Below are 23,540 nucleotides of genomic sequence, written 5' to 3' on the forward strand. Positions count from 1 at the left end.
AATGCCACAACTTCAACCAGGCATGGCGCGCATCCGGGTCAAGGACCTGTGCCTGCGCACTTTCATCGGTATCAACGAGGACGAAATCCTCAACAAGCAGGACGTGCTGATCAACCTCACCATCCTGTATGCCGCCCAGGAAGCCGTGCGCGACAACGACATCGACCATGCCCTGAATTACCGCACCATCACCAAGGCGATCATCGCCCACGTCGAAGGCAATCGTTTTGCCCTGCTGGAGCGCCTGACCCAGGAGCTGCTGGACCTGGTGATGAGCAACGAATCGGTGTTGTACGCCGAAGTCGAAGTCGACAAGCCGCATGCGCTGCGCTTTGCCGAGTCGGTTTCGATAACGCTCGCGGCGAGCCGCCCAGCCTCGAGCGATAAGCTTCAGGCCACACGTTAAAGCCAACCTCATTCCCACTTGCAGCTTGAAGCTTACCCGCTTGAAGCTGTCTCGAAGAGACCGTCATGAACGACCAACAACGCCTCGAACTCGAAGCCGCCGCCTTCCGCCGGCTGGTGGCGCACCTGGACAGCCGCAAGGATGTGCAGAACATCGACCTGATGAACCTCTCCGGTTTCTGCCGCAACTGCTTGTCCAAGTGGTACAAGGCCGAGGCCGATGAGCGCCACATCGAGCTGAGCCTCGATGACGCGCGTGAAGTGGTGTACGGCATGCCGTACGCCGAGTGGAAAGCCCAATACCAGAAAGAAGCCAGCGCCGACCAACAGGCGGCGTTCGCCAAAGGAAAAACCCATGACTGACCTGAACACCCTGCGCGCCAGCCTCAACAGTGGCGAACACGTCTTCGCCGATACCCTGGCTTTTGTGGCTGCTGGCTACGACTACCAACCACAGGCCTTCACCAACGGCCCGGTGGAAAACGCCGCCGGCCAGAACGAAGGCTCGTGCAAGACCCTGGGCCTGGCCCTGCTGGAAGGCTTGAGCGATCAGGAAGCGTTACTCGCGTTTGGTGAGCACTACCGTTCGGTACTGGCCACGCCAGAGGGCAGTGACCACGGCAACATTCGTGCACTGATCGAGCATGGATTGGCCGGTGTGAAGTTCACTCAGCAGCCATTGACGCGCCGCTGATTCAATTTGCCAACCCGATTTAATCTGGGAGCGGGCTTGCCTGCGATGACGTCGGTGACTGACACACCGCTATCGCCGGCAAGCCAGCTCCCACAGTGATTGGATTACCACGTTGAGATAGCGCTGGATCGTCAAATCCCGCGCATAAAAAAACCGGCCTCGCAGCCGGTTTTTTCATTTCAACGGGTTCAGAACGAAGCGTTCTGCAGGCCGTCGAGGTAACGCTCGGCGTCCAGGGCGGCCATGCAACCGGCGCCAGCCGAGGTGATGGCCTGGCGGTACACGTGGTCAGCCACGTCACCGGCGGCGAAGATGCCTTCGATGTTGGTCGCCGTGGCGTTGCCTTCACGGCCGCCCTGCACGACCAGGTAACCGTCCTTGGCCTCCAGCACGCCTTCGAACAGCGAGGTGTTCGGGGTGTGGCCGATGGCGATGAACACGCCGTCGACTTTCAGCTCGTCGAAGCTGCCGTCGTTGTTTTTCAGGCGGGCACCGGTCACGCCCATGTTGTCACCGAGGACTTCGTCCAGGGTGGCATTGAGCTTGAGGATGATCTTGCCTTCAGCGACACGGGCGTGCAGCTTGTCGATCAGGATCTTCTCGGCGCGGAAGGTCTCGCGACGGTGAACCAGGGTCACGGTGCTGGCGATGTTGGCCAGGTACAGCGCTTCTTCAACGGCAGTGTTGCCACCACCGACCACGGCGACCGGCTTGTTGCGGTAGAAGAAACCGTCGCAGGTCGCGCAGGCGGAAACGCCCTTGCCCATGAATGCTTCTTCCGACGGCAGGCCCAGGTAACGGGCGCTGGCGCCGGTGGCGATGATCAGTGCGTCACAGGTGTACACGCCGCTGTCGCCGGTCAGGCTGTAAGGCTTTTTCGAGAAATCGACCTGGTTGATGTGATCGAAGACGATCTCGGTCTCAAAACGCTCGGCGTGCTCTTTCATCCGCTCCATCAGCACCGGGCCGGTCAGGCCGTGGACATCGCCCGGCCAGTTGTCGACTTCGGTGGTGGTGGTCAACTGACCGCCCGCCTGCATGCCGGTGATCAGCAGCGGCTTGAGGTTGGCGCGGGCAGCGTAGACGGCAGCGCTGTAACCGGCAGGGCCGGAACCGAGAATAATCACTCGCGAATGACGGGTATCAGACATGACTCACTCCTGTCGACCGCCCGGACAACAAGGCGGCTGGAATAAAAAAGGGACCACGAAGCACTTGGGGAAGGCTTGAACTCGCAGGCCCTGAAAAATAATGGGTGCAGCGTATCGAGGGGGGCAAGATTAAGGAAATACGCAATAACAATCCAGCTCATAGCGGGTCTCTATGCAGTCAGATCGATTAATCGACGCCTTTGTTACCGTTGATGTCGTCACACCGGCCACGCTTTCGCCGTCGATGCAAAGCCGGTAAGGTCGGCGCGTTCGTCATCCTGCTCGGAGTTCTCCATGCCCGCCCCCGCTCTTTCCGGCCCGCAATACCTGCGAGAAGGCCTCAAACTGGTCCTGAGCCCCGGCCTGCGCCTGTTTGTGCTGCTGCCCCTGGCGATCAACCTGGTGCTGTTCGTCGGCCTGATCTATTTTGCCGGCCATCAGTTCAGCCTGTGGGTCGACACGCTGATGCCGACGCTGCCCGGCTGGCTGAGCTTCCTCAGCTATATCCTGTGGCCGCTGTTCGTGGTGCTGGTGGTGCTGATGGTGTTCTTCACCTTCACCATGCTCGCCAATATCATCGCCGCGCCGTTCAACGGCTTTCTGGCCGAGAAGGTCGAAGTGGTGGTGCGCGGTACCGATGACTTCCCCCCGTTCAGTTGGGGCGAGCTGGTGGCGATGGTCCCACGTACCCTGGCCCGGGAAATGCGCAAGCTGGGCTATTTCCTGCCACGGGCCATCGGCCTGTTTATCCTGTCGTTCATCCCGGTGGTCAACCTGATCGCGGCGCCGCTGTGGCTGCTGTTCGGCGTGTGGATGATGGCGATCCAGTACATCGACTACCCGGCCGACAACCACAAGCTGGGTTGGAACGAAATGCTCGCCTGGCTGCGCCAGAAACGCTGGCAGAGCATGAGCTTCGGCGGCATCGTCTACCTGGTGCTGCTGGTGCCGGTGGTCAACCTGCTGATGATGCCGGCGGCGGTGGCCGGCGCCACGTTGTTCTGGGTGCGTGAGCAAGGCGCCGAGGCAATGGCGGCGCAGCAGATCGCCAAGTCATAAATCCATCATCTGGATGACACAATGACGACATGGCCCACGGCGACACTGTGGGTCATGACGACAGCCTCGCTCCACATCACCCTGATCACCGAAACCTTCCCGCCAGAGATCAACGGGGTGGCCAATACCCTTGGCCGCCTGTGCGACGGTTTGCGCGCGCGCGGCCATCAGGTCGAACTGGTGCGCCCGCGCCAGGGCGCGGACCAGAGCCGTCCCAGCGACGATGGCCTGCTGCTGTGCCGCGGCTGGCCGTTGCCGGGGTATCCAGGGCTGCAATGGGGCCAGTCGTCGATGCACAAATTGCTGCGCCGCTGGACGCGCCAGCGCCCGGACGTGCTGTACATCGCCACCGAAGGCCCGCTGGGACTGTCGGCATTGCGTGCCGCGCGGCGCCTGGGGATCAGCGTGGTCAGCGGCTTTCACACCAATTTCCAGCAGTACTCGAACCAGTACGGCTTGAGCCTGCTGAGCCGCATGGTCACTCACTACCTGCGCTGGTTTCACAACCGTTCGACCCTGACCCTGGTCCCCAGCGCCAGCCAGCGCCTGGAACTGGAGCGCCGGCATTTCGAGCGGCTGGGGATGTTGTCGCGCGGCGTCGACAGCCAGCTGTTCCATCCGGCCAGGCGCGACAGTGCCCTGCGCGAAAGCTGGGGCCTGGAAAACGACGATATCGCAGTGCTGCACGTCGGGCGCCTGGCCCAGGAGAAAAACCTCGGCCTGCTCAAGCGCTGCTTTGATGCAGTGCAGGCGACCTACCCGTGGCGCCGCCTGAAGCTGGTCATCGTCGGTGACGGTCCGCAACGCGCGCTGCTCGAACGGGAGCTCCCTGACGCCGTGTTCTGCGGCACCCAGCGTGGCGAAGAGCTGGCCCGGCATTACGCCTCAGGGGATCTGTTCCTGTTCCCCAGCCTGACCGAAACCTTTGGCAACGTGGTGCTGGAAGCCATGGCCTCCGGGCTCGGCGTGGTCGCCTACGACCAGGCGGCCGCCACCCAGCATATTCGCCATGGCTACAACGGCGTGCTGGCGATGCCCGGGGATGAGGATGCATTTTGCGATGCCGCGATCTGGCTGCTGGAAGAACGCGAGACCTTGCGCAGGGCCCGACTGAATGCGCGCCAACATGCGAGCCGCCAGGGCTGGCCGGCGATTATCGAGCAATTCGAGCGTCAGTTGCGCGGGGTGTGCGAGGACGGGCATCCGCTGCCCGTCCTGTCACCGCTTAAACCAAAGTCGTCAACGCCTCACGACTGAACGGCAGGATGTCGCCTTCACGACCTTCGCGCACTTTCAGCGCCCAATCCGGATCGACCAGTAACGCACGGCCAACGGCCACCAGGTCGAACTCGTCGTTGTTCAGACGCTCCAGCAGCTTTTCCAGGCTTGCCGGTTGCGCGACCTTGTCGGTATTGACCATGAACTGCAGGAACTCGCCATCCAGGCCGACGCTGCCGACGGTGATGGTTGGCTTGCCGGTCAGCTTGCGCGTCCAGCCGGCCAGGTTGAGGTCGGAACCTTCGAACTCCGGCTCCCAGAAACGGCGCGTAGAGCAGTGGAAAATATCCACGCCGGCGTCGGACAAAGGCTTGAGGAACGCCCCCAATGCCTCGGGGGTTTGCACCAGGCGCGCGGTGTAGTCCTGCTGCTTCCACTGCGAGAAACGGAAGATGATCGGGAAATCCGGGCCCACAGCGGCGCGGGTGGCCTGGATCAGCTCGATGGCAAAGCGCGAACGGTTGGCCAGGCTGCCACCGTATTCGTCAGTGCGCTGGTTGCTGCCTTCCCAGAAGAACTGGTCGATCAGGTAACCGTGGGCGCCGTGGATTTCCACGCCGTCCATGCCGATGCCCTGGGCATCCTTGGCGGCCTGGGCGAAGGCGGCGATGACATCCTGGATGTCCTGGACGGTCATGCCATGCACGACCACGTTGCCGTCCTTGAGTTTTTCCATCGGGCCGTAAGCCGGCACGCTGACGTCAGGCTCGGTGCCGATGCGACGTACGCTGCCCACGTGCCACAGCTGCGGGACGATCTTGCCGCCCTCGGCGTGCACGGCATCGACCACTTTCTTCCAGCCGGCGAGTGCCGCTTCTCCATAGAAATGCGGGACATTGGGATAGCCATTGGAAGCCTTGTGGCCGACCACAGTGCCCTCGGTGATGATCAGGCCGACGCCGGCAGCGGCACGGCGACGGTAGTACTCGATCACTTTGGAATTGGGCACGCCACCGGGGGAAAACGAGCGGGTCATCGGCGCCATGACCACGCGGGTCGACAGCTGCAGTGCGCCGAGCTGGAACGGTTTGAACAAGGCTTGGACAGGCATGGGGGCACTCCACGAAAGACGGGTTTATGATGTAGATAATATGAGCAGTGCACCGCGCTGGGTAGCACTATTGATGGGGGTGATTAAGGGGTAAAAGCAGGGGAGCGTGGTAGCTGTTGGGCTGGAGTGAGCCCGCTTATTGCGCAGGCACCTTGTGGCGAGCGGGCTTGCCCCGCGTTGGGCTGCGCAGCAGCACCAATCAAGTCACCGTAGTTTTTCAGAGATTCCGAGGTGGAGGGTTTTGGGGCTGCTGCGCAGCCCAACGCGGGTCAAGCCCGCTCACCACATGAAGCATGCTAGCCACAACAAGCCTGCTCACCCCATCAAGCCTGCTAGCCACAACAAGCCGGCTCACCACAACATTGATGGGGGTGATGAAAGGGTAAAAGCAGGGGAGCGTAGTAGCTGTTGGGCTGGGGTGAGCCCACTAATTGAGCAGGCACCTTGTGGCGAGCGGGCTTGCCCCGCGTTGGGCTGCGCAGCAGCCCCAATCAAGTCAGCGCAGTTTTTCAGAGACCCCGAGGTGGAGGGTTTGGGGCTGCTTCGCAGCCCAACGCGGGACAAGCCCGCTCGCCACATGAAGCATGCTAGCCACAACAAGCCTGCTCACCCCATCAAGCCTGCTAGCCACAACAAGCCTGCTCACCCCATCAAGCCTGCCAGGCACAACAAGCCGGCTCACCATAAAAAGCCGCTCTTCGAAGCCAGCCCGGTGTTCAAGCCAGGGCTTTTTCGATGGCCTGGATGATCGACGGGTCTTCCGGGGGGGTACGTGGCGAGAAACGCGCCAGGACCCGGCCGTCTTTACCAAGCAGGAATTTCTCGAAATTCCAGGTGATATCCCCAGGAAACTCGGCGCCCTCGCCCGCCAGCAGGCGGTACAGCTGGTGACGCTCAGGGCCGTTCACATCGAGCTTGCTGCCCAGCGGGAACGTCACGCCATAGTTGAGGCTGCAGAACTCGCGGATTTCATCCTCGGTGCCCGGTTCCTGTCCCGCAAACTGGTTGCAAGGCAAGCCCAGCACGGTGAACCCCTGGTCCTTGTACTGCTGGTAGAGGTTCTCCAACGCCGCGTATTGCGGGGTCAAGCCACATTTGGAGGCGACGTTGACCACCAGCACGACTTGCCCCTTGAAGGGCGCCAGCGGCAGCTCTTGTCCGTCCAACGCTTTGAGTTTCAGGTCGTGGAAAGCACTCATGACGAACTCCAGATATCCCATGTTCTTCGCATTGCGACGTATCGAGATTACAACCCGCAAGCCTGCAATCATAGACGCCGATTACAAAACTCGCCTGCGGATTACTGAGCGGTCGGCCACGGCAAAATTGGAATCGCCGTGACCGCGTTCTGCGGGCTGCCTTCGATCAGGCGGTCGCTGTAGACCAGGTACACCAGGGTGTTGCGCTTCTTGTCGAGAAAGCGCACGACCTGCATGGTCTTGAACACCAACGAGGTGCGTTCCTTGAAGACCTCGTCGCCGTCCTTGAGTTCGCCCTTGAAGCGGATCGGGCCGACCTGGCGGCAGGCAATCGAAGCTTCGGCGCGGTCTTCGGCCAGGCCCAGGCCGCCCTTGACGCCGCCGGTCTTGGCACGCGACAGGTAGCAGGTCACGCCGTCGACCTTGGGGTCATCAAACGCTTCGACCACGATTCGATCATTGGGGCCGACAAACTTGAACACCGTCGACACCTGGCCGATCTCTTCAGCCGAAGCCAGCAACGGCATGGCCAGCAGCAGGCCGAGCAATCCCTTCATTAAACGCATCGTGTATTCCTTTGGTTAAACCAGGATCAGGTTATCGCGGTGCACCAATTCCGGTTCCGCCATGTAACCCAAGAGTCCGACAATCGCATCAGACGATTGTCCGATAATTTTCTGCGCTTCCAGGGCGCTGTAGTTGGCCAGGCCACGGGCGATCTCACGACCATCCGGCGCCACGCACACCACCATTTCGCCACGGCGGAAGCTGCCCTGGACCAATTTGACGCCGACTGGCAGCAGGCTCTTGTTGCCTTGGGACAACGCCGATACCGCGCCTTCATCCAGCACCAGGGTGCCACGGGTCTGCAGATGACCGGCCAGCCACTGTTTGCGCGCCGCCAGCATGCCGCGTTCCGGCGACAGCAGCGTACCGATGCGCTCACCGGCCTTGAGGCGATCCAGCACGCGCTCCAGGCGCCCGCCGACGATAATCGTGTGGGCGCCGGAGCGTGCGGCCAAACGGGCTGCGCGCAGCTTGGTCTGCATGCCGCCACGGCCCAATGCACCGCCGACGCTGCCGGCCACGGCGTCCAGCGCCGGGTCATCGGCACGCGCTTCATAAATAAGCTGGGCATCGGGGTTGTTGCGTGGGTCGGCGTCGAACATGCCGTCGCGGTCGGTGAGGATCACCAGCAAGTCGGCTTCCACCAGGTTGGCCACCAAGGCGGCCAGGGTGTCGTTGTCGCCGAAGCGGATTTCGTCGGTGACCACGGTGTCGTTTTCGTTGATCACCGGGATGACCTTGAGCTCCACCAGCGCGCGCAGGGTGCTGCGGGCATTGAGATAGCGCTTGCGGTCGGACAGGTCGTCGTGGGTCAGCAGGATCTGCGCCGTGTGGCGGCCGTGCTCGGCAAAGCTGGACTCCCAGGCTTGCACCAGGCCCATCTGGCCGATGGCGGCGGCGGCTTGCAGTTCGTGCATCGCGCTGGGTCGCGCGGTCCAGCCGAGGCGGCTCATCCCGGCGGCAACCGCCCCGGACGACACCAGCACCAACTCCACGCCCGCCTCATGCAAGGCCACCATCTGCTCGACCCAGACGCTCATGGCTGCGCGATCCAGCCCCTTGCCGTCTGCCGTCAGCAGCGCACTTCCGATCTTTACGACCCAGCGCTGCGCACCTGTCACTTTGCTCCGCATCTTCTTCAACCTTAGAGTGAGGGCTGCACGCGACCCAGCGCCGCCCATAACGTTATACCCGGATACCAAAACGCCGCTCCAGGGAGCGGCGTTCAAGTTTATCGCAACGGATCAGTCACGCACGTAAATGATTTCCGGACCGTCTTCATCATCCACGTCTTCTTCGTCCCAATCATCGTCGCCGATGTCATGGACCGACTTCACGCCACTGCGGCGCAGGGCACGCTGGTCATCCAGGGCCTGCAGCTGGGCGCGGGCTTCGTCTTCGATGCGCTGGTCGAGTTCGGCCAGTTCGGCCTTGAACACCGGATCGGCCGCCAGGCGGTCGGCACGGTCTTCGAGGTAGCGCATGATGTCTCGGGTCAGGCGCTCGGTGCCTTCTTTGGCGATGGCCGAGATCACGTAGACCGGACCTTCCCACTCCAGGCGATCGACGATTTCCTTGACGCGCTCCTCGTGTTCTTCTTCGAGAATCTGGTCGCACTTGTTCAGCACCAGCCAGCGATCACGCTCAGCCAGGGACGGGCTGAACTTGGTCAGCTCGCTGACGATCACTTCGGCGGCGTCCGGTGCGCTGGTGTCATCCAGCGGCGCCATGTCGACGAGGTGCAGCAGCAAACGCGTACGCGACAAGTGCTTGAGGAAGCGAATCCCCAGGCCAGCACCATCGGAAGCGCCTTCGATCAGGCCGGGAATGTCGGCGATCACGAAGCTTTTCCAGCGGTCGACGCTGACCACACCCAGGTTCGGCACCAGGGTGGTGAACGGGTAGTCGGCGACTTTCGGCTTGGCGGCCGAGACCGAGCGGATGAAGGTACTCTTGCCGGCATTCGGCAGGCCCAGCAGGCCCACGTCGGCGAGTACTTTCATTTCCAGCTTGAGGTCACGCTGCTCGCCTGGCTTGCCCGGCGTGGTCTGGCGCGGTGCACGGTTGGTACTGGACTTGAATCGGGTGTTACCCAGACCGTGCCAGCCGCCCTGCACTACCATCAACTTCTGGCCGGCCTTGGTCAGGTCGCCAATCACTTCCTGGGTCGCGGAGTCGATAATGGTGGTGCCGACCGGTACGCGCAGTACCAGGTCTTCGCCTTTCTTGCCGGTGCAGTCGGTGCTGCCGCCGTTGGAGCCACGCTCGGCATCGAAGTGCCGGGTGTAACGGTAGTCGACCAGGGTGTTGAGGTTTTCGTCGGCCATCATGTAGATGGAACCGCCGTCACCGCCGTCACCGCCGTTTGGACCACCGTTTTCGATGAATTTTTCGCGACGGAAACTCATGCAACCGTTACCGCCGTCGCCTGCTTTTACTCGGATGGAAACTTCATCAACGAACTTCATAACAAAACGCCTCTCGCCGCACGGACGAGCTTAAAAAACCAAGACATAAGACTCTTGCAAAAATGAGCGCAGCGACCTCAAGCAACGACCACACATCCAGCTGCTCTCGCCCATTACAAACAGCTTTGCAAGAGACTCACCCCACAAACGAAAAAGCCCCGTCGCAAGACAGGGCTTTTCCAGCGGTCTCGCAATTAAGCTGCGATAACGCTTACGTAACGACGACCGAAGGCGCCTTTTACTTCGAACTTGATCACGCCTTCGACTTTAGCGAAGAGGGTGTGATCTTTACCCATACCAACGCCGTAGCCAGCGTGGAATTGGGTGCCGCGCTGACGCACGATGATGTTGCCCGCTTTGATAGCCTGGCCGCCATACATCTTCACGCCAAGGCGTTTGGCTTCTGAGTCGCGACCGTTACGGGTACTACCACCAGCTTTTTTGTGTGCCATGAGTCAATTCTCCTAGTGAGGAATTAGGCTGAAATTAAGCCTGAATACCGGTGATTTTGATCTCGGTGTACCACTGGCGGTGGCCCATACGCTTCATGTGGTGCTTACGACGACGGAACTTGATGATGCGGACTTTATCGTGACGACCTTGGGAGATCACTTCAGCCACAACGGTAGCGCCAGCAACAACTGGAGCGCCAATGTTCACGTCATCGCCATTGGCGACCAACAGAACGCGATCAAAAGTAACGGATTCGCCGGTAGCGACTTCCAGTTTTTCGATCTTCAGGTATTCACCTGGGGCGACCTTGTATTGCTTGCCACCAGTAACAATTACTGCGTACGACATGGTATTTCTCCGATAATCCTGCTCACCCAGCGCTTTATAAGAAGAGGTATTGGCTGGCATGGCTGCATGGGATGGACGTCCCGAATGCAATTGCGTAAGGCAGGTGCTGCCCAGGAAGTTCAGGGTGCGCGATTGTACGCAAGGCTTTGATACGTTGCAAGTGGCCGCCTATCGCGCCTTGACACCCGGGGGTCAGGGTCCTAGCATGCCGCGCAACCCTTCTGGAGCGACTGTCGCTGATGCAACCCCAAGCTTTCTACCGCGCGGTCGCGGACGATTTTAGCGCCGTCGACGGCATCATCAAGCAGCAGCTGACGTCTAAAGTGCCGCTGGTCTCCAAAATTGGCGACTATATTACGTCGGCGGGCGGTAAGCGCCTGCGTCCTTTATTAGTGTTGCTGTGCGGCAAGGCCCTGGGTCGCGAAGGCGATGACGTGCGCCTGCTGGCCGCCACTATCGAGTTCCTGCACACCGCCACCCTGCTGCATGACGACGTGGTCGACATGTCCGGCATGCGCCGTGGCCGTGAGACCGCCAATGCGATGTGGGGCAACGCCCCGAGCGTGCTGGTGGGCGACTTCCTGTACTCGCGCTCGTTCGAAATGATGGTCGAACTGGGCTCGATGCCGGTGATGAAGATTCTTTCACAGGCCACGCGCATCATCGCCGAAGGCGAAGTGTTGCAGCTGTCCAAGGTCCGCGACGCCAGCACCACCGAAGAAACCTATATGGAAGTGATTCGCGGCAAGACCGCGATGCTCTTCGAAGCCTCGACCCACAGCGCCGCCGCCCTGTGTGGCGCGACGGCCGAACAGGCCGAAGCCCTGCGTACCTTCGGGGATCACCTGGGCGTGGCGTTCCAGCTGGTCGACGACCTGCTCGACTACAAGGGCGACGCCGAGACCCTGGGCAAGAACGTCGGTGACGACCTGGCCGAGGGCAAGCCGACCTTGCCGCTGATCTACACCATGCGCGAAGGCACGCCGGAACAGGCCGCCCTGGTGCGCAAGGCGATCCAGAAAGGCGGGATCGAGGACCTGGAGGCCATCCGCGTCGCCGTGGAAGCCTCCGGTTCCCTCGAGTACACCGCGCAATTGGCGCGTGACTACGTGGCCCGTGCGATCAAATGCCTGGAAGCCCTTCCGGCCAGCGAATACCGGGATGCCCTGGTTGAGCTGAGTGAGTTTGCGGTCGCGCGGACGCACTGATTGCGCCGCACTTGATGTAGGAGCGGGCTTGCCTGCGATAGCGGTAGTGAATTCACTGCAGTCATCGCAGGCAAGCCAGCCCCCACATTAAGACCACATCGCCCCCTCCCCCTACAAATCCCTATATAATGTGCGACTTTTAGCCATCCCTGACTTTCAAGGAGCTTTAGTGAGCACGCTGCCACCCTGCCCGAAATGCAATTCCGAATACACCTACGAAGACGGCGCCCAGCTGGTCTGCCCGGAATGCGCCCATGAATGGTCCGCCAATGGCGAGGCCGAAGTGGCGGGCGATGAAACCGTGAAGAAAGACTCTGTGGGCAACGTCCTGCAGGACGGCGACACCATCACCGTGATCAAGGACCTCAAGGTCAAGGGCACGTCCCTGGTGGTCAAGGTCGGCACCAAGGTCAAGAACATCCGCCTGTGCGACGGCGACCACGATATCGATTGCAAGATCGACGGCATTGGCCCGATGAAACTCAAGTCCGAGTTCGTGCGCAAAGTCTGAATCTGCTGCCCCCATCCCGCGCCCGCCGCGGGATGGCGTTTCGCCCTCTGCGTTGATCGAACGCAATATCCACACAGAAAAACCCGGAAACCGCCAATAGGCACTTGCTATTCTACGAATAAGAATTATTCTCATTGAAACTCATCAAGGAGAACGACCATGACTTATTTGATAGATGCCTGGCTGGATCGTCCACACCCTTACCTGCGGATCCTGCATCGGGAAACCGGCGAAGTCTGTGCGGTGCTGGAAGAAGAGGCACTCAATGAACTGCAGGACCAGGGCGACCTGGACGTGAATGGCCTGAGTTCGAGTGAACCCGGTGTACTCAAGGAAGTGGTGCGCAATCTGTTTCTGTTCTGCTATGCCCGAGCGTTGCGCCCGGCCACGGAACTCAATGGCAAGTTCCATCCATGAACCAGCCAACACACAGGCCCTGTGTGGCAGCTGGCTTGCCTGCGATGTCTTCCACTCGATAACAGCTCGGATCGAGTCGTCTGCATCGCGGGCAAGCCCGGCTCCCACATGAAGCAGGTCTTACAGAACGTCGAGCAGCTCGACGTCGAACACCAGAACGCTATGCGGCGGGATGCTGCCAACGCCTTGAGCGCCGTAAGCCAGTTCGCTCGGCACGTACAGGCGCCATTTGCTGCCGGCATTCATCAGTTGCAGGGCTTCGGTCCAGCCGGCGATCACGCCACCCACCGGGAATTCTGCAGGCTGGCCGCGCTCGTAGGAGCTGTCGAACACCGTGCCGTCGATCAACGTGCCGTGGTAGTGGGTACGCACTTGGTCTTCACGGGTCGGCTTGGCGCCGTCACCTTGGGTCAACACTTCAAATTGCAGGCCGGAAGCCAGGGTGGTGATGCCGTCACGCTTGGCGTTTTCCGCCAGGAATGCCAGGCCGGCACCTGCAGCGGCTTCAGCCTTGGCAGCGGCTTCGGCTTGCATGATTTCGCGGATGACTTTGAAGCTCGCAGCCATTTGCTCCTGGTCAACGCGGCTTGGCTTGCCGGCGAACGCGTCGGTCAGGCCAGCCAGGATTGCGTCCAGGCTGACGCCCGGTGGCGGGTTGTCGCGCAGTTGGTCGCCCAACTGACGGCCGATACCGTAGCTGACGCGGGTTTCGTCGGTGGACAGATTAACTTCGGACATGAAGAGGCTCCGCTGTAGGGCAGGGCTGAAAACACTGTTTTCCTGCACTGCCCGAAACTAAAAGGGCCAGCAGACTAGCACAGAATGTCAGTCCGGGATCAGCCGCGCGCAGCCCGCCGACCGAGCGCCGCTGGTCGGTTATGCGGCGGCGATGCCTATCGGCTTACGAATAAAGGTTCAGATTCCTTGCCCCCCGCCGATACAGCCCTACACAACTTGGCTGGCTCAAAGAACAACACCGTCCAGCAGACAGACATCAATTTTTGCGGAGCATTCGATGAACAGCTGGTTCGGCAACATTAGCGTCAATCTCAAACTCGGCCTGGGCTTCGGCCTGGTGCTGGTCCTCACGTCAATCCTGGCCCTGACCGGCTGGACCAGCCTGGGCGGCCTGATCGACCGCAGCAACTGGATGAGCGACATCACCCAGCTCAATGCGTCGCTGACCAAACTGCGGATCGTGCGCCTGCAGTACATGCTCGCCAACGGCGACGAAGCCGTGGCCCAGAACGTACAGACCAACCTGGACGCGTTCACGGCTCAACAGCAGAAACTGCTGGACAGCTTCAAGAGCCCGGAAAACCGCAAGCTGCTCACCGAGCAGAAAAACATCATCACCGCCTACCAGCAGTCGTTGAACAAAATGCGCGAGGCCTACCGAAACGGCAATGCCTCTCGCCAGCTGATGGGCGAAAAGGCCGACATCGCCAATGCACAAATCAACGCGCTGGAAACCAGCGTGAAGCAAGCCCCGGACAGCTCCGAGCACCTTGCACAGTTCCAGGCCGTCGCCGATGCCAAGATGCAATTCCAGTTGGCCCGCTATGAAGTGCGCGGCTATACCGGCAACGTCAACGCGGAGACCGAAGCCCGCGCCGCCGCACAAATCGAAAAAGCCATCAACGGCCTGAAGGGCCTCAGCGCTGTTTTCGGTGCCGGCCAGCAAAGCGCGTTGAGCGCGCTGGAAACCGCCCTGGGCGACTACCGCAGCGCCGTGCAGAACTACAAGGCTGCCAACGCCAACATCGTCGCCGCCCGCGCCGAAATGACCACCCAAGGCGCCGACATTGTCACCATCAGCGACAAGCTGTACGACATCCAACTGGATCGCCGTGACGCCGAAAGCGCCCAGGCCCGCAGCCTGCAATTGATCAGCACGTTGCTGGCGCTGCTGGTCGGTGTCATTGCCGCCCTGGTGATCACCCGCCAGATCACCCGCCCCTTGCAGGAAACCCTGGCCGTGGTGGAGCGCATCGCTTCCGGCGACCTGAGCCACAACATCCAGGTGACCCGTCGCGATGAACTGGGCGTGTTGCAACAAGGCATCCAGCGCATGGGCACGACCCTACGCGAGCTGATCAGCGGCATTCGTGATGGCGTCACCCAGATCGCCAGCGCCGCCGAAGAGCTGTCGGCCGTGACCGAGCAGACCAGCGCCGGCGTCAACAGCCAGAAGATCGAGACCGACCAGGTCGCCACCGCGATGCATGAAATGACCGCCACCGTGCAGGAAGTGGCGCGCAACGCCGAGCAAGCCTCCCAGGCGGCTTCCGAAGCCGACGGCCAGGCCCGCGAAGGCGACAAGGTCGTGGCGGAAGCCATCGCCCAGATCGAGCGCCTGGCCACCGAAGTGGCGCGCTCCACCGACGCGATGACGCACCTGCAGCAAGAGAGCAACAAGATTGGCAGCGTGATGGACGTGATCAAGGCCGTAGCTGAACAGACCAACCTGCTCGCCCTCAACGCCGCGATTGAAGCGGCGCGTGCCGGCGAAGCCGGTCGCGGCTTTGCCGTGGTGGCCGATGAAGTGCGTGGCCTGGCCCAGCGCACACAGAAATCCACCGAGGAAATCGAAGGCCTGGTGGCCGGTTTGCAGAACGGCACCCAGCAAGTCGCCAATGTGATGAACAACAGCCGCAGCCTCACCGACAGCAGCGTCGAGCTGACGCGCAAGGCCGGTGTGTCGCTGGAGAACATCACCCGCACGGTGTCGAATATCCAGTCGATGAACCAGCAGATCGCCGCCGCCGCCGAACAGCAGAGCGCCGTTGCGGAAGAGATCAGCCGCAGCATTGTCAACGTGCGTGATGTGTCGGAGCAGACTGCAACGGCGAGCGACGAGACGGCCAAGTCCAGCGTTGAGCTGGCGCGTTTGGGCAGCCAATTGCAGCAGATGGTCAGTCACTTCCGGGTTTAAGCAACAAAAAGCCGCCTCGGTTTAAGCCGAGGCGGCTCCACTTCTCAGACCTTAGAGGTCATCGAAGCTGTCCCGCAGGAATGTCCACACGTGATTAGTGGCGTGATTACATAACCGGCCTAGTATCCGTCTGCGGGTCGATTGCGTCTTTTTAGATAGCAACCCCGGCCACTCACTGGGATTGCAAAAAAAAACCGCCTGCCCAGGCGGTTTTTTATTGCCTGCGATTGACCGATCAGCCCTCGCCTTCCTCGACAAACACCAGCCGATTGCCAAATGGGTCGCCGATGCTCATCTCCCGCGAGTCCCAAGGCGTTGCTTCAACCCCAGGCTTGGCATACCGATAATCCTTGGCCAGCAATTGCTGCTGGTACGCGTCCACGCCCTGCGCCTGAATCCGCACCGCCGAGCCGGGCGAAGCATCGCCGTGGTGCTCGGACAAATGCAGCACGCAGTCGCCCAACGACACCTGCAAATACAGCGGGAAATTGGCCTCGAAGCGATGCTGCCAATCCACCTTGAACCCGAGGAAATCGACGTAAAACTCCAACGCCTTGGCCTCGTCGAAGATCCGCAGGATGGGGGTGACTTTTCCTAAGTGCATTGCGCTCGCTCCGTGTATGAGATCGCCCACTATAGAGACGAAAACCCGCCGCGCAAATCCCCGCTGCGCGCCAAAAACCGTCCCGGCCGCTGACCATTGGCCTGCCCGTCGCTGTAGCTCAGCACGCCATTGACCCACACACCGTCAATGCCCTCGGCGGCACGTTGCGGGGCTTTGAAGTCCGCCACATCGCGCACCCGCAGGGGATCGAACAACACCAGGTCAGCCCAATACCCTTCACGGATTTCACCGCGCTCAGCCAGACCAAAACGCGCCGCCGACAACCCGGTCATTTTGTGCACCGCCGTGTGCAGTGGAAACAACCCCACGTCACGGCTGAAATGCCCCAGCACCCGTGGAAACGCGCCCCATAAACGCGGGTGCGGAAACGGGTCTTCGGGCAAGCCGTCCGACCCCACCATCGACAGCGGATGCGCAAGGATGCGTCGTACATCCGCTTCATCCATCCCGTAGTACACCGCCCCTGCCGGTTGCAGGCGACGCGCCGCGTCCATCAGCGAAACGTCCCACTCGGCAGCGATGTCCTGCAAGTCACGCCCGCCCATCTCCGGATGCGGCGTGGACCAGGTGATGGTGATGCGAAACGCATCGGTGACTTGCTTGAGGTCCAGGGTCGAAGAACTCGCCGCATAGGGATAACAATCACAGCCCACCGGGTGGGTTTTCGCCGCCATCTCCAGCGCCGCCAACAGCTGTGGACTACGCCCCCAGTTACCGGCACCGGCGCATTTGAGGTGGGAAATGATCACCGGCGCCTTGGCATGCCGGCCGATCAGGAAAGCCTCGTCCATCGCCTCCAGCACCGGCTCGAATTCGCTGCGCAGATGGGTGGTGTACACCGCACCGAAGGCCGTCAGTTCTTCACTCAGTTGCAGCACTTCATCGGTCTCGGCATTGAACGCGCTGGCGTAGGCCAGGCCTGTGGATAAGCCCAGCGCGCCGGCTTCGAGACTTTCCTGCAACTGCGCCCGCATGTGCGCGATTTCACCGAGCGTGGCGGTGCGGTGTAGATCGTCCATATGGTTGCTGCGCAGCGCCGTGTGGCCGATCAGCGCGGCGACGTTGACGGCCGGGTGAGCGTTTTCCACCGCCAGGCGGTAATCGATAAAACGCGGATAGGCGAAGGCTTCACGCGTGCCCAACAGGTTCATCGGGTCCGGCGGGGCGCCGCGCAGGCTCACCGGCGACGCACTGATGCCACAGTTGCCGACGATCACCGTGGTCACACCCTGGCTGAGCTTGGGCAGCATCTGCGGATGGCGGATCACCACCGTGTCATCGTGGGTGTGCACGTCGATGAAACCCGGTGCCAGCACCCGGCCCGCGGCCTCGATTTCATGCTCGGCGCGTGCTGCCGACAAATCGCCGATCGTTTCGATGCGCCCGTCGCGCAGCCCCACATCGGCAACATAGCCTTCGGTGTTGCTGCCATCGATGATCAGCGCCTGGCGAATCAGCGTGTCGTACTTCATATCAGTCTCCAAGCGGCAGGCTGTCAGGGCCGCCGCGATAATCGTCCAGGGCCAGCTTGATCCGGCGCAGGCGTTCCTGGTTGTCGTCCGGCATGGCCAGCGCCAGCTCGGTGGCGAGCAGGTCGATGGCCAGCAGCATTCCGTAGCGCGCCGCCGTGGGTTTGTAGATAAAACTGGTTTCGGCCGGTTGCAGCGGCAGCAGGACATCCGCCAATTCGGCCAGTGGAGAATCGGCCAGGGTGATAGCGACAATGCGCGCGTCATAGTTGCGCGCCAGCTTCACCACCTCCAGCAACTCGGGCGTGAGGCCGGTCAGCGAGCAGACGATCAGTGCCTGTTCGGGCCCCAGCGTCGCGGCCGTGACCCGCATCATCACCGGGTCATGGCTGGCAGCAATCGGGTACCCCAGGCGCACCAGGCGCACCTGCAACTCGTCGCTGCACAGGCTCGACGGGCCGCCCATGCCAAAGGCGTGAATCATCCGCGCCTTGCCGAGCAGGTTGACCGCATCGACAAAGCTCGCCTGGTTGAACCCCGACAAATGCTGACGCAACGTCGTTTCGATATCGCCGAGTATCTGCCGATGAAACGCCGACTGCTCGGGCAGCCCCGCCGGGTCCAGGAAGCGACTGCCGACACCACTGGCCTGGGCCAGCTGCAGGCGCAGATCGCGCAAGTCGCGACAGCCGACACTGCGCGCAAACCGCGACAAGGTTGCGGTGCTGACTTCGGCCCGCTGGGACAACTCTTCCAGGCTGGCCGACGCGGCAAATGCCACATCCTCAAGCATCAGCCTGGCGATACGCCCTTCGCCGGCGCTGAAGGAATCCTGGCGGGCGCGGATCTGGTAGAGGATGTCCATGGGGTCTCCGGGTTACAAAATGCAGGACAGACCATACGTGAGACCGAAGGCGACCACCGAAATCAGGGTCTCCAATACGGTCCAGGTCTTGAAGGTCTGGATCACCGTCATATTGAAGTATTCCTTGATCAGCCAGAAGCCGCCGTCGTTGACGTGGGAAAAGATTACCGAGCCCGCACCGGTGGCCAGCACCAGTAATTCAGGGTGTGGATAACCCATTCCCAGGGCAACCGGCGCTACCACGCCGGATGCGGTGGTCATGGCCACCGTGGCCGAACCCGTGGCAATGCGCATCAGGGCTGCAAACAGCCACCCCATCACCAGCGGCGACAACTGGAACGCATGGGCCAGGCCAAGGATTTCATTGGTGACGCCTGCATCCACGAGGATCCGGTTCAGGCCACCGCCCGCGCCCACCAGCAAGGTGATGCTCGCGGTCGGCGCCAGGCATTCATTGGTGAACTTGAGGATCGACTCGCGGTTGAAGCCTTGCGCCAGGCCCAGGGTCCAGAAGCTCACCAGGGTCGCCACCAGCAGGGCGATCACCGAGTTGCCGATAAACAACAGGAATTGGTTGAACCCGGTGCCCGGAGTCGAAATGACGTTGGCCCAACCGCCGATCATCATCAGCACCACCGGCAACAGGATGGTGCCCATGGTCAGCGCAAAGCTCGGCAAACGCTCGCGAGGCTCGCGCTCGATGAACTGGCGTTCCAACGGGTTTTCCGCCGGCAGGTGAATACGCGGCACGATGAATTTGGCATACACAGGACCGGCGATGATCGCCGTCGGGATGCCGATGAGGATCGCGTAGAGCACGGTCTGCCCCACCGATGCGTTATAGGCCAGCACCGCCATCATCGCCGCCGGGTGCGGCGGCACCAGCGCATGCACCACCGACAAGCCGGCGACCATCGGCAGCCCGACCATCAGGATCGACACGCCCACGCGCCGCGCCACGGTAAAGGCGATCGGCACCAGCAACACAAAACCGACCTCGAAAAACAGCGGCAGCCCCACCAGGAAGGCGATGCACACCATGGCCCAGTGGGCATTGCGCTCGCCGAAGCGGTTGATCAGCGTGCGCGCCACCTGCTCGGCGCCGCCGGATTCGGCCATCATCTTGCCGAGCATGGTGCCCAGCGCCACCACCAGGGCGATGTGCCCCAGCGTCTTGCCGACACCCGCCTCATAAGACCCCATGATGGTGTCCGCCGGCATCCCGGCCATCAGCGCGAGGCCGATGGACACCAGGGTGATGACGATAAACGGGTTGAGTCGGTAACGTGCAATCAGCACGATCAATGCAATGATGGCAATGGCAGCGTATGCCAATAGCCCGAAGCCCGGTAATGCGGCCATGCGGTACTCCTCGGAAAGGGTCACGTCGAATTGGTTGTGAAACTCATAAATCATTACCGAGGAGTATTTTCAAATTTTATGAAAGTAATTTTCGCCCACAGACACGTGCTGTCGCGTTGGGATATGCCCGACACGCACGCATGAAAATTCAAGGTGTGTTCTTACATGAAGATCAGCAACTGCCGGAAACTCAGGGGCGGGCGTTGAGTCATAGAATGCGCATCCACTCATGCCCAGGAAAATCGACCATGATTCGCACCTCCCTCGCCGCCGGCGCGCTGTTTCTGACCTTGTGCGGCGCTGCCTCGGCCGACGATAACGCGGCGCTGAAAAAATGCATGGACGGCGCCAACACGACCGCCGACATGGTCGGTTGCAACGCCAAGGAAGCCAAGGTGCAGGACGATCGCCTGAACCGCGCCTACAAGACCGCCCTCGCGGCCCAGGAAGGCGCGCGCAAACAGCAGCTGCAGGACGTGCAGCGCCTGTGGATAAAATACCGCGACGCCAATTGCGCCTTCGCGGGCAGTGCCACCGGCGGCACGATCGACCAGGTCAATGGCTCCGGCTGCGTGCTGGACATGACCCAGACCCGCGCCCAGGAACTCGAAGACCTGGTCGGGCCATAACTCCCCTTGTAGAAGCCGGCAGGTTAATCGTGATGGACCTTGGCGCGCTTGAGCAGCTTCTTGCAGCGCTCGGACAAATGCAGCACCCGCAGGTGCTTGCCGGCCTTGGTGTAGCGCTCGCGCAGGGTCATCAGCGCGGCAATCGCTGAATAGTCGACAAAGCTCAGGTGACGGCAGTCCAGCGTCACCTGGGCCGGGTCGTTGGCTGGATCGAATTGGTTCAGGAATGGCGTAGTCGAGGCGAAGAACAAGGTGCCGTGCAGGCGATAGAGCTTGCTGCCGTCGGCCTCCAGGTGCTCATCGGCATACAACTCCCGCGCCTGTTGCCAGGCAAAATTCAACGCGGCAATCACGATGCCGCACAGCACGGCGGTGGCCAGGTCGGTGAACACGGTGATCACCGTCACCGCGAGAATCACCAGCACGTCATTGAACGGCACTTTGTTAATGACCCGCAGCGACGCCCAGGCGAAGGTCTGCTGGGACACCACAAACATCACCCCCACCAGCGCCGCCAGCGGGATCCGCTCGATCAGCGGCGACAGAAACAGAATGAACAACAGGATCATCACCCCGGCAAACACCCCGGAAAAACGCCCGCGCCCGCCAGAACTGAGGTTGATCACGGTTTGCCCGATCATCGCGCAACCGCCCATGCCACCGAACAGGCCCGAGACCATATTCGCCGCCCCCAGGGCCACGCTTTCGCGGTCGGGGTAGCCCCGGCTTTCGGTGATTTCGTCGGTGAGGTTCAAGGTCAGCAGGGTTTCCAGCAGGCCGACCATGGCCATCAGGAACGCGTAGGGCGCGATGATGCCGAGGGTTTCCAGGGTCCAGGGGATCTGCGGCAGGGCAAAGGTCGGCAGGCCGCCGGCGATGTGGGCCATGTCGCCGAGGGTGCGGGTCGGCAGGCCGAGCAGGTACACCGCCAGGCCCACGCCGAGAATCGCCACCAGGGCCGGCGGCACGGCGCGCGTTATGCGCGGCAGCAGGTAGACGATGGCCATGGTCACCAGCACCAGGCCGGTCATCACATACAACGGCGTACCGCTGAGCCAGGTGTCACCGCTTTTGAAGTGTTCCAGTTGCGCCAGCGCAATAATGATCGCCAGGCCGTTGACGAACCCCAGCATCACCGGGTGCGGCACCATGCGCACCAGCTTGCCCAGGCGCAACAGGCCGAACGCGACCATGATCAGCCCGCCCAGCAGCACCGTCGCCAGCAGGTACTCCACGCCGTGCTGTACCACGAGCGCGACGATCACCACCGCCATCGAGCCCGCCGCCCCCGACACCATGCCGGGCCGGCCGCCAAACAGCGCCGTGAGGGTGCAGATGATAAAGGCGCCGTAGAGGCCCATCAGCGGGTTGAGGTGGGCGACCAGGGCAAAGGCGATGCATTCGGGCAGCAACGCAAAAGACGTGGTGAGGCCGGCCAGGGCGTCGGCGCGCAGACGGGTGAGGTTCATGAGGTACCAGGGCATTGCGGGGATAAGGCCGGGAATGGTACGGAATTGAACGCGGCAGAACCAGATTTTTCAGGCAGGCAATCCCCGGTGGGGAACGGGCCGGTTGTGACAAACGGAGTCGTTCTGACAAGCACGCGTGTGTGGCGGACGGGCTTGGTGTGATAGGCAATTGTGTGTGGCGGACGCGTTCCATGTGGCGAGCGGGCTTGCCCCGCGTTGGGCTGCGAAGCAGCCCCCCAAACCATTCAGCGCATATCTGTCGGAATATAGGTGGTGGCTGGGATGGGGCTGCTTCGCAGCCCAACGCGGGGCAAGCCCGCTCGCCACAAAAAGCCCGCCCGCCCGCCCAACTACAACTACAACTACAACTGCAGCCAGAGCCACAGCTACAGCCACAAGTTGAGCGGCAGAAAACTCAGACCATCTCGTGGCGAATCCACTCCACCACCGACGTACGCTTCGGCGCCCAGCCCAGCAGTTCACGCGCGTGTTTGCCGCGCACGCGGCTGTTGGAGCCCAGGCCATAGTTGGCCATTTCATAGCCCCACTCGGCTTCAGCCTCGGCCAATGGCCAATCCTGCGGCTGGCCCAGGTTCAGGGCGGCGGCAATCGCGGTGGTCATGTCGATAAACGCCGCCTCGCCGCTTTCCACAAAGTAGAAGGTGCCCGGCACGTTCCTGGTCAGCGCCAGCAGATACAGGGCCACCACGTCGTCAATGTGCACGTTGGACCAGATGTTCTGCCCGGTCCCCACGTGGCGCACCACGCCGCTCTTGCGGGCCTGCTTGAGCAAGCGCGGCAATTGCACGCTGTCACGCTTCACACCCAGGCTGTGCCCGTAGATCAAGGTGTTGCAGATCACCGCCGAATTCACCCCGTCGTTGGCAGCCGCCAGGATCAGGTTGTCGATGGCTACGCGCGCGGCCTTGTCGACCGTCGGCGCCGGCAGGTTGTCTTCAAAGTAGATGACATCACTGGCCTTGCCGCCGGATGCATCACCAACAATGCTCGAACCGCTGGTGTGCAGGAATGGCTTGTTCGAACCTTTCAACGCGGCCAGCAAGGTTTCCACGGCAGCACGATGGTCGCTGCTCGCGGCGTTGATCACCGCATCGGCGCGCTTGGCCTGCTCGGTCAATACGCCGGCGTCATCCAGGGTGCCGATGACTGGGGTAATGCCCAGGGCGCTCATTTCAGCCGCTTGCTCGGCGCTGCGCACCAGGCCGGTAACGTGATGGCCGGCCTTGACCAGGCCCGTGGCGATGGAGCCGCCGATAAAACCTGCAGCGCCGGTGACGAATACGTTCATGGAGTGTGCTCCTGACTGGGTAAGTGATGGGCCCATTGTTACGGACCCCTCCCTGGCGAATAAGCCCC

General features: G+C 61.7%; 24 protein-coding genes and 2 pseudogenes. 11 read left to right on the forward strand and 15 right to left on the reverse strand.

Annotated elements, in window-relative coordinates; all coding sequences use genetic code 11:
- Position 1 precedes the first annotated feature (1 nt).
- The 3 genes from folX to AC07SI_RS28445 all read left to right on the forward strand — a co-directional run bounded on the left by folX (position 2) and on the right by AC07SI_RS28445 (position 1,099).
- The gene (folX, locus tag AC07SI_RS28435) at positions 2-406 is read left to right on the forward strand and encodes a dihydroneopterin triphosphate 2'-epimerase (RefSeq protein WP_065908486.1); all 405 of its coding nucleotides are present in this window, start codon (positions 2-4) and stop codon (positions 404-406) included.
- Positions 407-471: 65 nt separating this feature from the next.
- Positions 472-768 (forward strand): DUF1244 domain-containing protein, encoded by a 297-nt coding sequence (locus AC07SI_RS28440; protein ID WP_065908484.1) that lies wholly within the window; start codon positions 472-474, stop codon positions 766-768.
- The gene (locus AC07SI_RS28445) at positions 761-1,099 is read left to right on the forward strand and encodes a HopJ type III effector protein (RefSeq protein ID WP_120449880.1); all 339 of its coding nucleotides are present in this window, start codon (positions 761-763) and stop codon (positions 1,097-1,099) included. Before AC07SI_RS28440 ends, AC07SI_RS28445 begins: the two co-directional genes overlap by 8 nt.
- Positions 1,100-1,287: 188 nt before the next feature.
- Here AC07SI_RS28445 and trxB read toward each other — a convergent pair whose 3' ends face one another.
- Positions 1,288-2,250, reverse strand: coding sequence for a thioredoxin-disulfide reductase (gene trxB, locus AC07SI_RS28450; protein WP_016976180.1), 963 nt, complete (start codon positions 2,248-2,250; stop codon positions 1,288-1,290).
- Between the two features lie 294 nt (positions 2,251-2,544).
- Between trxB and cysZ the strand changes: the two genes are divergently transcribed.
- Entirely contained in the window at positions 2,545-3,309 is a 765-nt protein-coding gene (gene cysZ / locus AC07SI_RS28455; RefSeq protein WP_065908480.1) for a sulfate transporter CysZ, read from the forward strand.
- 54 nt (positions 3,310-3,363) lie between these two features.
- Complete coding sequence (locus AC07SI_RS28460) at positions 3,364-4,566, forward strand: glycosyltransferase (protein ID WP_315416710.1); 1,203 nt, start codon at positions 3,364-3,366, stop codon at positions 4,564-4,566.
- On the opposite strand, the gene AC07SI_RS28465 is transcribed toward AC07SI_RS28460, so the two are convergent.
- The 7 genes from AC07SI_RS28465 to rplU form a co-directional block, all read right to left on the reverse strand.
- On the reverse strand, positions 4,535-5,638 hold the full coding sequence (locus tag AC07SI_RS28465; protein ID WP_495006976.1) for an NADH:flavin oxidoreductase: 1,104 nt from the start codon (positions 5,636-5,638) through the stop codon (positions 4,535-4,537). The genes AC07SI_RS28460 and AC07SI_RS28465 overlap by 32 nt on opposite strands.
- A 716-nt stretch (positions 5,639-6,354) precedes the next feature.
- Complete coding sequence (locus tag AC07SI_RS28470; protein ID WP_065908472.1) at positions 6,355-6,837, reverse strand: glutathione peroxidase; 483 nt, start codon at positions 6,835-6,837, stop codon at positions 6,355-6,357.
- Between the two features lie 101 nt (positions 6,838-6,938).
- Positions 6,939-7,403, reverse strand: coding sequence for a CreA family protein (locus AC07SI_RS28475; protein WP_048722903.1), 465 nt, complete (start codon positions 7,401-7,403; stop codon positions 6,939-6,941).
- A 15-nt stretch (positions 7,404-7,418) separates the two neighbouring features.
- Positions 7,419-8,537, reverse strand: coding sequence for a glutamate 5-kinase (gene proB, locus AC07SI_RS28480; RefSeq protein WP_005791305.1), 1,119 nt, complete (start codon positions 8,535-8,537; stop codon positions 7,419-7,421).
- 111 nt (positions 8,538-8,648) lie between these two features.
- Positions 8,649-9,872 (reverse strand): Obg family GTPase CgtA, encoded by a 1,224-nt coding sequence (gene cgtA / locus AC07SI_RS28485; RefSeq protein WP_010206489.1) that lies wholly within the window; start codon positions 9,870-9,872, stop codon positions 8,649-8,651.
- Positions 9,873-10,066: 194 nt separating this feature from the next.
- Positions 10,067-10,324: a 50S ribosomal protein L27 gene (gene rpmA / locus AC07SI_RS28490; protein WP_003205738.1), complete on the reverse strand. Its 258-nt coding sequence runs from the start codon at positions 10,322-10,324 to the stop codon at positions 10,067-10,069.
- 34 nt (positions 10,325-10,358) lie between these two features.
- Positions 10,359-10,673 carry a 50S ribosomal protein L21 gene (gene rplU, locus AC07SI_RS28495; protein ID WP_007950961.1) on the reverse strand — a complete coding sequence of 105 codons (315 nt, stop codon included), beginning with the start codon at positions 10,671-10,673 and terminating at the stop codon, positions 10,359-10,361.
- 239 nt (positions 10,674-10,912) lie between these two features.
- Between rplU and AC07SI_RS28500 the strand changes: the two genes are divergently transcribed.
- The 3 genes from AC07SI_RS28500 (at position 10,913) to AC07SI_RS28510 (ending at position 12,809) form a co-directional block, all read left to right on the forward strand.
- Complete coding sequence (locus AC07SI_RS28500) at positions 10,913-11,881, forward strand: polyprenyl synthetase family protein (RefSeq protein WP_065908467.1); 969 nt, start codon at positions 10,913-10,915, stop codon at positions 11,879-11,881.
- 169 nt (positions 11,882-12,050) lie between these two features.
- Positions 12,051-12,392, forward strand: a complete 342-nt coding sequence (locus tag AC07SI_RS28505; RefSeq protein WP_073521882.1) for a zinc ribbon domain-containing protein YjdM — start codon at positions 12,051-12,053, stop codon at positions 12,390-12,392.
- Between the two features lie 159 nt (positions 12,393-12,551).
- Entirely contained in the window at positions 12,552-12,809 is a 258-nt protein-coding gene (locus tag AC07SI_RS28510) for a PA4570 family protein (RefSeq protein ID WP_003194088.1), read from the forward strand.
- A 120-nt stretch (positions 12,810-12,929) separates the two neighbouring features.
- On the opposite strand, the gene bamJ is transcribed toward AC07SI_RS28510, so the two are convergent.
- The gene (gene bamJ, locus AC07SI_RS28515) at positions 12,930-13,547 is read right to left on the reverse strand and encodes a BamJ family beta-barrel-assembly machinery protein (protein WP_065908463.1); all 618 of its coding nucleotides are present in this window, start codon (positions 13,545-13,547) and stop codon (positions 12,930-12,932) included.
- Between the two features lie 277 nt (positions 13,548-13,824).
- Between bamJ and AC07SI_RS28520 the strand changes: the two are divergent.
- Together AC07SI_RS28520 and AC07SI_RS28525 are read left to right on the forward strand one after the other, a co-directional pair.
- Positions 13,825-14,889, forward strand: a pseudogene (locus tag AC07SI_RS28520) (methyl-accepting chemotaxis protein); the annotation flags it as partial.
- A gap of 258 nt (positions 14,890-15,147) precedes the next feature.
- Positions 15,148-15,744 (forward strand): annotated as a pseudogene (locus AC07SI_RS28525) (methyl-accepting chemotaxis protein); the annotation flags it as partial.
- A 235-nt stretch (positions 15,745-15,979) separates the two neighbouring features.
- Here the strand turns inward: AC07SI_RS28525 and AC07SI_RS28530 are convergent.
- From AC07SI_RS28530 to AC07SI_RS28545, 4 genes are read right to left on the reverse strand one after another with little or no spacing between them, the layout of a single operon-like run.
- Positions 15,980-16,348, reverse strand: coding sequence for a glyoxalase superfamily protein (locus AC07SI_RS28530; RefSeq protein WP_495006977.1), 369 nt, complete (start codon positions 16,346-16,348; stop codon positions 15,980-15,982).
- A gap of 29 nt (positions 16,349-16,377) precedes the next feature.
- Positions 16,378-17,841 (reverse strand): N-acyl-D-amino-acid deacylase family protein, encoded by a 1,464-nt coding sequence (locus AC07SI_RS28535; RefSeq protein ID WP_495006978.1) that lies wholly within the window; start codon positions 17,839-17,841, stop codon positions 16,378-16,380.
- Position 17,842: 1 nt separating this feature from the next.
- Positions 17,843-18,703 carry a MurR/RpiR family transcriptional regulator gene (locus AC07SI_RS28540; RefSeq protein WP_065908458.1) on the reverse strand — a complete coding sequence of 287 codons (861 nt, stop codon included), beginning with the start codon at positions 18,701-18,703 and terminating at the stop codon, positions 17,843-17,845.
- Between the two features lie 12 nt (positions 18,704-18,715).
- A complete protein-coding gene (locus AC07SI_RS28545; RefSeq protein WP_106802642.1) occupies positions 18,716-20,065 on the reverse strand; it encodes a GntT/GntP/DsdX family permease in 1,350 nt (449 codons plus the stop codon).
- 248 nt (positions 20,066-20,313) lie between these two features.
- Here AC07SI_RS28545 and AC07SI_RS28550 point away from each other — a divergent pair, with 248 nt between their 5' ends.
- Positions 20,314-20,694: a lysozyme inhibitor LprI family protein gene (locus AC07SI_RS28550; protein WP_495006979.1), complete on the forward strand. Its 381-nt coding sequence runs from the start codon at positions 20,314-20,316 to the stop codon at positions 20,692-20,694.
- Positions 20,695-20,717: 23 nt separating this feature from the next.
- On the opposite strand, the gene AC07SI_RS28555 is transcribed toward AC07SI_RS28550, so the two are convergent.
- Both AC07SI_RS28555 and AC07SI_RS28560 read right to left on the reverse strand, forming a co-directional pair.
- Positions 20,718-22,163, reverse strand: coding sequence for a SulP family inorganic anion transporter (locus tag AC07SI_RS28555; protein ID WP_106802641.1), 1,446 nt, complete (start codon positions 22,161-22,163; stop codon positions 20,718-20,720).
- A gap of 415 nt (positions 22,164-22,578) precedes the next feature.
- Complete coding sequence (locus tag AC07SI_RS28560) at positions 22,579-23,472, reverse strand: NAD-dependent epimerase/dehydratase family protein (RefSeq protein WP_065908450.1); 894 nt, start codon at positions 23,470-23,472, stop codon at positions 22,579-22,581.
- Positions 23,473-23,540: the final 68 nt, after the last annotated feature.

It is taken from the genome of Pseudomonas sp. GW821-FHT05D12 (assembly GCF_059419825.1).

What these genes read in the sequence shown, in the direction of transcription:
- AC07SI_RS28445 (WP_120449880.1), top strand. Translation starts at nt 761, where the DNA reads ATGACTGACCTGAACACCCTGCGCGCCAGCCTCAACAGTGGCGAACAC.
- AC07SI_RS28460 (WP_315416710.1), top strand. Translation starts at nt 3,364, where the DNA reads ATGACGACAGCCTCGCTCCACATCACCCTGATCACCGAAACCTTCCCG.
- AC07SI_RS28535 (WP_495006978.1), bottom strand. Translation starts at nt 17,841, where the DNA reads ATGAAGTACGACACGCTGATTCGCCAGGCGCTGATCATCGATGGCAGC.
- AC07SI_RS28465 (WP_495006976.1), bottom strand. Translation starts at nt 5,638, where the DNA reads ATGCCTGTCCAAGCCTTGTTCAAACCGTTCCAGCTCGGCGCACTGCAG.
- rplU (WP_007950961.1), bottom strand. Translation starts at nt 10,673, where the DNA reads ATGTCGTACGCAGTAATTGTTACTGGTGGCAAGCAATACAAGGTCGCC.
- cysZ (WP_065908480.1), top strand. Translation starts at nt 2,545, where the DNA reads ATGCCCGCCCCCGCTCTTTCCGGCCCGCAATACCTGCGAGAAGGCCTC.
- AC07SI_RS28555 (WP_106802641.1), bottom strand. Translation starts at nt 22,163, where the DNA reads ATGAACCTCACCCGTCTGCGCGCCGACGCCCTGGCCGGCCTCACCACG.
- bamJ (WP_065908463.1), bottom strand. Translation starts at nt 13,547, where the DNA reads ATGTCCGAAGTTAATCTGTCCACCGACGAAACCCGCGTCAGCTACGGT.
- rpmA (WP_003205738.1), bottom strand. Translation starts at nt 10,324, where the DNA reads ATGGCACACAAAAAAGCTGGTGGTAGTACCCGTAACGGTCGCGACTCA.
- AC07SI_RS28500 (WP_065908467.1), top strand. Translation starts at nt 10,913, where the DNA reads ATGCAACCCCAAGCTTTCTACCGCGCGGTCGCGGACGATTTTAGCGCC.
- AC07SI_RS28475 (WP_048722903.1), bottom strand. Translation starts at nt 7,403, where the DNA reads ATGCGTTTAATGAAGGGATTGCTCGGCCTGCTGCTGGCCATGCCGTTG.
- AC07SI_RS28510 (WP_003194088.1), top strand. Translation starts at nt 12,552, where the DNA reads ATGACTTATTTGATAGATGCCTGGCTGGATCGTCCACACCCTTACCTG.
- AC07SI_RS28470 (WP_065908472.1), bottom strand. Translation starts at nt 6,837, where the DNA reads ATGAGTGCTTTCCACGACCTGAAACTCAAAGCGTTGGACGGACAAGAG.
- proB (WP_005791305.1), bottom strand. Translation starts at nt 8,537, where the DNA reads ATGCGGAGCAAAGTGACAGGTGCGCAGCGCTGGGTCGTAAAGATCGGA.
- AC07SI_RS28560 (WP_065908450.1), bottom strand. Translation starts at nt 23,472, where the DNA reads ATGAACGTATTCGTCACCGGCGCTGCAGGTTTTATCGGCGGCTCCATC.
- AC07SI_RS28440 (WP_065908484.1), top strand. Translation starts at nt 472, where the DNA reads ATGAACGACCAACAACGCCTCGAACTCGAAGCCGCCGCCTTCCGCCGG.
- folX (WP_065908486.1), top strand. Translation starts at nt 2, where the DNA reads ATGCCACAACTTCAACCAGGCATGGCGCGCATCCGGGTCAAGGACCTG.
- cgtA (WP_010206489.1), bottom strand. Translation starts at nt 9,872, where the DNA reads ATGAAGTTCGTTGATGAAGTTTCCATCCGAGTAAAAGCAGGCGACGGC.
- AC07SI_RS28550 (WP_495006979.1), top strand. Translation starts at nt 20,314, where the DNA reads ATGATTCGCACCTCCCTCGCCGCCGGCGCGCTGTTTCTGACCTTGTGC.
- AC07SI_RS28540 (WP_065908458.1), bottom strand. Translation starts at nt 18,703, where the DNA reads ATGGACATCCTCTACCAGATCCGCGCCCGCCAGGATTCCTTCAGCGCC.
- AC07SI_RS28545 (WP_106802642.1), bottom strand. Translation starts at nt 20,065, where the DNA reads ATGGCCGCATTACCGGGCTTCGGGCTATTGGCATACGCTGCCATTGCC.
- AC07SI_RS28530 (WP_495006977.1), bottom strand. Translation starts at nt 16,348, where the DNA reads ATGCACTTAGGAAAAGTCACCCCCATCCTGCGGATCTTCGACGAGGCC.
- trxB (WP_016976180.1), bottom strand. Translation starts at nt 2,250, where the DNA reads ATGTCTGATACCCGTCATTCGCGAGTGATTATTCTCGGTTCCGGCCCT.